This is a genomic window from Longimicrobiales bacterium, from assembly GCA_028823235.1.
Classification (GTDB): Bacteria; Gemmatimonadota; Gemmatimonadetes; order Longimicrobiales; family Gaopeijiaceae; genus UBA2589.
In genome coordinates, this window is sequence record JAPKBW010000056.1 from 1 (window position 1) to 4229 (window position 4229).

The following is a 4229-nucleotide window of genomic DNA, read 5'->3' on the forward strand; positions in this document are numbered from 1 at the left end:
GGCCGACACCCCTGGCTGCATCCAGGAACTTCGGGACGATCCTCCCGTGCCCCACCACTCCCCAACGCATCAAACCGGTCCCACGCGGGTTCAACCATCCTCAGTCGGGGTGCCCTGGTGGAAGTCCATGACCCAGCCCGTGCCCATCCACCCACGATCTCCTCGGGCCTCCGAACGCCACATTCCCTCTTCGGGGGACTGCAATTCCTCGAGGTCGGACCGGCTCAGCACCCGGTCAGAATGGCACACCCGACTTCGAGTCGCGTCCTGCCCCCGCTACGGCGTGCCTCTGGCTGGAGTAGCAGAGGGCAGCGTCCGGCCACGATCAGAACCCGTTCTGGCGGAGTGTTTGGAATCGGCTCAAAGGAATCTGCCCGGGATGTCCGCCTCGACCGCTCTTGCCTGTGGAATCAAGGGTTCGCGTCCAGCGTGTGCACCTGAGTCCGTCCAAAGGTGTGCCATTTGTGACACAGGTTGTGACACGGCGTCGGGTCTTGGTGACCGGTGGCGGTCAGTCGATGGCGAGTGGAAGCGGTAGGTAGGCCAGGCGCCTGAACGCCGCCAAGGCTGGGGCCTTCGGGGGGTGTTAGCCGAGGGGTGATTCGAGCAGATTCCTTCGACAGTGGTTGGTCACCTGCTCCACGAACTTCTGCTGCTCGAAGGAACTCAGGTCCTGGAAGAAGTCGACTTCGCTGTATTCCGCTTCCAGGTTTTCGATCTGGCAGCGACACGCATCATGGGCGCTAATTCCGACTTCTCGTAGGTGTCGCCCGACCTGGCTATCGTCCTCCATCTCTTCCTGCATGTCCGCGATGCATTCCTTGACAAAGATGTCTCTGGTGCTTTGAGACCATTGTTCGGTCGCACACCCCGCTGCCAGGAGGCCAAGAACTAGTAGCGCCGTAACCATCTTCATACCCTGACCTTATGAGTGGGGGCGCCTATGAGGTACCAGGGGACTCGTAGATCACAGAAACCTGTCTGCCTCGTCCGCTGAAGCCATCGAGGCCCATTGTTTCGGGGGCCTGTGTCCGGGGAATCGGTTCGTGTCCGTCCTGTGACCTGCATTCTGTGCAACGGCGCGTGCAATCGGATCAACGGCTCGTCTGACGGCGAATTCGTGATCCTCTCGACGTCGCTCGGCGAAGAGGGGTCGGTTGGCCGACGCGACCGGGTCTGGCATAGGGTCGGCCGGTGGAGAAGTTCCGCATCGTCCAGTGGTTCACGGGGGACATCGCCCAGCACCAGATCCGACTGGTCGACGCCCATCCCCTGATGGAACTCGTCGGCGCCTTCGTCTTCCACGACGAGAAGGTCGGCATGGACGCCGGAGAAATCGCCGGAATCGGCCCACTCGGAGTTCGGGCGACCAAGGACATGGATGAGATCCTCTCGGTCGAGGCCGACTGCGTCCTCTACAACCCCCCGACCGAGCGGTACGACGAGATCGTCCCAATCCTCGCAAGCGGCAAGAACGTCATCAGCATCATGTCGGGTTGGAACCCGCGGCGCTACGAGTGCTTCCCCGACATCGTCGATGCCTGCGCCGAAGGGGGCTCGTCACTATTCGGGACCGGGCTGAATCCCGGCCTGAGCTACGAGTTGGCGCTCCTCGGTTCGTCCATCTGCCATGAGGTCGAGTCCGTCTACATCAGCACCTGCGAGCGCCAGTCGACGCTGAGTCCGGTGTTCCTGGAGAAGTTCGGATTCGGTCGGACCGAGGAGGAACTTGCACGGACCGAGGGCGGTGCCAGGGCGATCTTCGACAACCTCCTGCAGGTCACCGACCTCATCTGTCGGGAACTGGGCCTGGCCCACGACGGCAACGAACTCACCCACGAGTACGAACCGGCGACGAGGGACTACGACGAGAAGATCCTCATCCGCAAGGGGACGATGGCCGGACTGGTCGTCAAGGCCTCGTCGACGCACGGTGGCGTCCCGAAGGCGACCATTGAACTCAGGTTCCTGCTGGGCACCGACTACGTCAGCCAGGAGTTCTTGGCAGGGGCCCCGAAGCAGGGGTGGATCGAGGTTGACGTGCGCGGAACACCGGGCAGCAGGCTCACCCACGAGATCTATGCGGACGAAAAGATCGTCAAGACGCGTTCGACCGGCACGAAGGCCGTCAATGCCATTCCGTTCGTCTGCGCTGCCGCGCCCGGTCTCCTCTCACCCCTGGATCTGCCGCTGCCCCGGATGCTCAAGCCTCAAGCCTGACCTGGCGGTGCCTCATCGGGCGGGCTACCGCCGCCGAGAGTCTCGACGGCTGAGCCGGACGGTTCAGCGGCGGGTGACGGTGACGGGGAGGCTCGAGTAGCCGCGGACGAAGGACGAAAAGACCCGTTCGGGTTCGTCCTGGACCTCGATGCGTTCGAAGCGTTGGAGGATTTCTTCCCACAGCACGCGGAGTTGGAGTTCGGCGATGCGGCTGCCCATGCAGAAGTGGATGCCGTAGCCGAACGAGAGGTGGCGGTCCGCGTTGTGGCGCTCGATGTCGAGCACGTCGCCGTTGTCGAAGATGTCTTCGTCGTGGTTGGCGGAGATGTACCACATCAGTATCTGATCGTTCTCCTTGATCTGCTTGCCGTCGAGTTCCGTGTCCTTGGTGGCGGTGCGGCGCATGTACGGCAGCGGGGTCTGCCAGCGGATGACCTCGGGCACGAGGTTCGGGATGAGTCCGGGGTCAGCGAGGAGCTTGTCGTACTGCTCGGGGAACTTGTTGAGGCCGTAGATGCTGCCGGTCATGGTGTTGCGGGTGGTGTCGTTGCCGCCGACGATCAGCAGCAACAGGTTGCCGAGCTGGTTGAACACGGGAATGTCCCTGGTGGCTTCGCCGTTTGCCAGCATCGACACGAGATCGAAGCCGGGGTTCCCCCGTCGCTTCTCCCAGAGCCCTTCGAAGTAGTGGACGCACTCGAGGAGCTCGTCGATCTTCTGCTGCTGGGTCTCGACCACGCCGCCGGGGCCGGGGATCGCGAACACGATGTCGGACCAGCGGGTGAGTTTGCGACGATCCTCCATGGGGAAGTCGAAGAGAGTCGCCAGCATCAGGGTGGTGAGCTCGATCGACACGGTGTCGACCCAGTCGAAGGTCTCGCCCTCGGGAAGGGAGTCGAGCAGCTCTGCTGTGCGTTCGCGGATCATCGGCTCAATGTTGCGCAGGTTGCTCGGGGCGGACACGTCCCGCACCGTCTTGCGCTGGTCGGTGTGGGTGGGCGGATCCATCGCGATGAACGGCGCCAGCGACTGCGGCGGCATCTGCTCGGCGGTGGCGATCTCCTTGATCCCCAGGTTGATGCCCTTCACCGAGGAATAGGTCTCCCAGTCGCCGTCGACGGCGCGGACAGCGTCGTATTTGGTGATCGACCAGTAGCGACCGGCCGACTCGATCTCGTTGAGGTGCACCGGGTCTTCGGCGCGGAGACGGGCGAAGTGATCCTGCCAGCGATCTTCCTTGAACAGGTGCGGGTTCGCCGGGTTGATCTCGGCGAGGTCGAGATCGGCCGCAGACGGCACGCCTTCACCGCGCTCGGCCATCTCCATCTCGGGCGTGCGGATGTCCGGGTCGAAGAAGGCGCGCTCAGCAGTCGTATCGGTCGTGTCAGCGGTCTCGGTCATCGGGGTACTCCTCGTCCTGGTAGTGGGAGGCTCCACAGTCGTCAACTGCGAAGAGCCAACTGGAGAACTAGTCGCTCAGGAGTGGTCCGGCAATCAGCCAGATTGCGATCAACGTTCCACCGATGATGTTCATCAGGAAGATCTTTGGGTATTCGTCCCTCGTTCTCCACGCGAAGACCTTGCGAATCCAGACCTTCTGGGTGATCAAGCAATAGATCACATACATCGATATTACGAAGCCCACACCGAGCTTTAGGAGCGTCATCAGACTTGACTTTCTTTCGGGGTCGTGAACGTCCGTGCTGGATAGTGCCTGTGCGTCAAAAGTGTGTAGCACGTTTGCGTCAACCGAGGCTTGCCCCTCCGTCGAAAACCTGAAAAGGCAGCGCCAAAAGCGCTGCCTCCCAGGAACTGCGAACACGTCCACGCGAAAACTGCGAACACGCCCTGGTGGAGCTGGGGGGAATCGAACCCCCGTCCGTCGACGGGTGGGCGCTCGCGCTACGACCGTTCCCGAGTCTGCGGCTTCTGGCTGCCGCACCGCCGGGTCGGTTGGGCCCGAAGGCCCCGCCACGGGGTCTTTCCCCCGGGTCAGCGTTCTTTCACGC

The 4229-nt window shown here is 62.7% G+C and carries 5 protein-coding genes; 1 reads left to right on the plus strand and 4 read right to left on the minus strand.

All coding sequences use genetic code 11. The annotated features are described in order from the left end of the window. Positions 1 to 90: 90 nt before the first annotated feature. Together OSA81_13380 and OSA81_13385 are read right to left on the minus strand one after the other, a co-directional pair. Complete coding sequence (locus OSA81_13380; GenBank protein ID MDE0899992.1) at positions 91 to 249, minus strand: hypothetical protein; 159 nt, start codon at positions 247 to 249, stop codon at positions 91 to 93. Positions 250 to 586: 337 nt separating this feature from the next. Then, positions 587 to 916, minus strand: a complete 330-nt coding sequence (locus OSA81_13385; protein ID MDE0899993.1) for a hypothetical protein — start codon at positions 914 to 916, stop codon at positions 587 to 589. Positions 917 to 1194: 278 nt separating this feature from the next. Between OSA81_13385 and OSA81_13390 the strand changes: the two genes are divergently transcribed. Then, positions 1195 to 2220 (plus strand): hypothetical protein, encoded by a 1026-nt coding sequence (locus tag OSA81_13390; GenBank protein ID MDE0899994.1) that lies wholly within the window; start codon positions 1195 to 1197, stop codon positions 2218 to 2220. A 63-nt stretch (positions 2221 to 2283) separates the two neighbouring features. On the opposite strand, the gene OSA81_13395 is transcribed toward OSA81_13390, so the two are convergent. Together OSA81_13395 and OSA81_13400 are read right to left on the minus strand one after the other, a co-directional pair. Continuing rightward, complete coding sequence (locus tag OSA81_13395) at positions 2284 to 3621, minus strand: cytochrome P450 (GenBank protein ID MDE0899995.1); 1338 nt, start codon at positions 3619 to 3621, stop codon at positions 2284 to 2286. A gap of 67 nt (positions 3622 to 3688) precedes the next feature. Next, positions 3689 to 3886, minus strand: a complete 198-nt coding sequence (locus OSA81_13400) for a hypothetical protein (protein ID MDE0899996.1) — start codon at positions 3884 to 3886, stop codon at positions 3689 to 3691. Positions 3887 to 4229 lie beyond the last annotated feature (343 nt).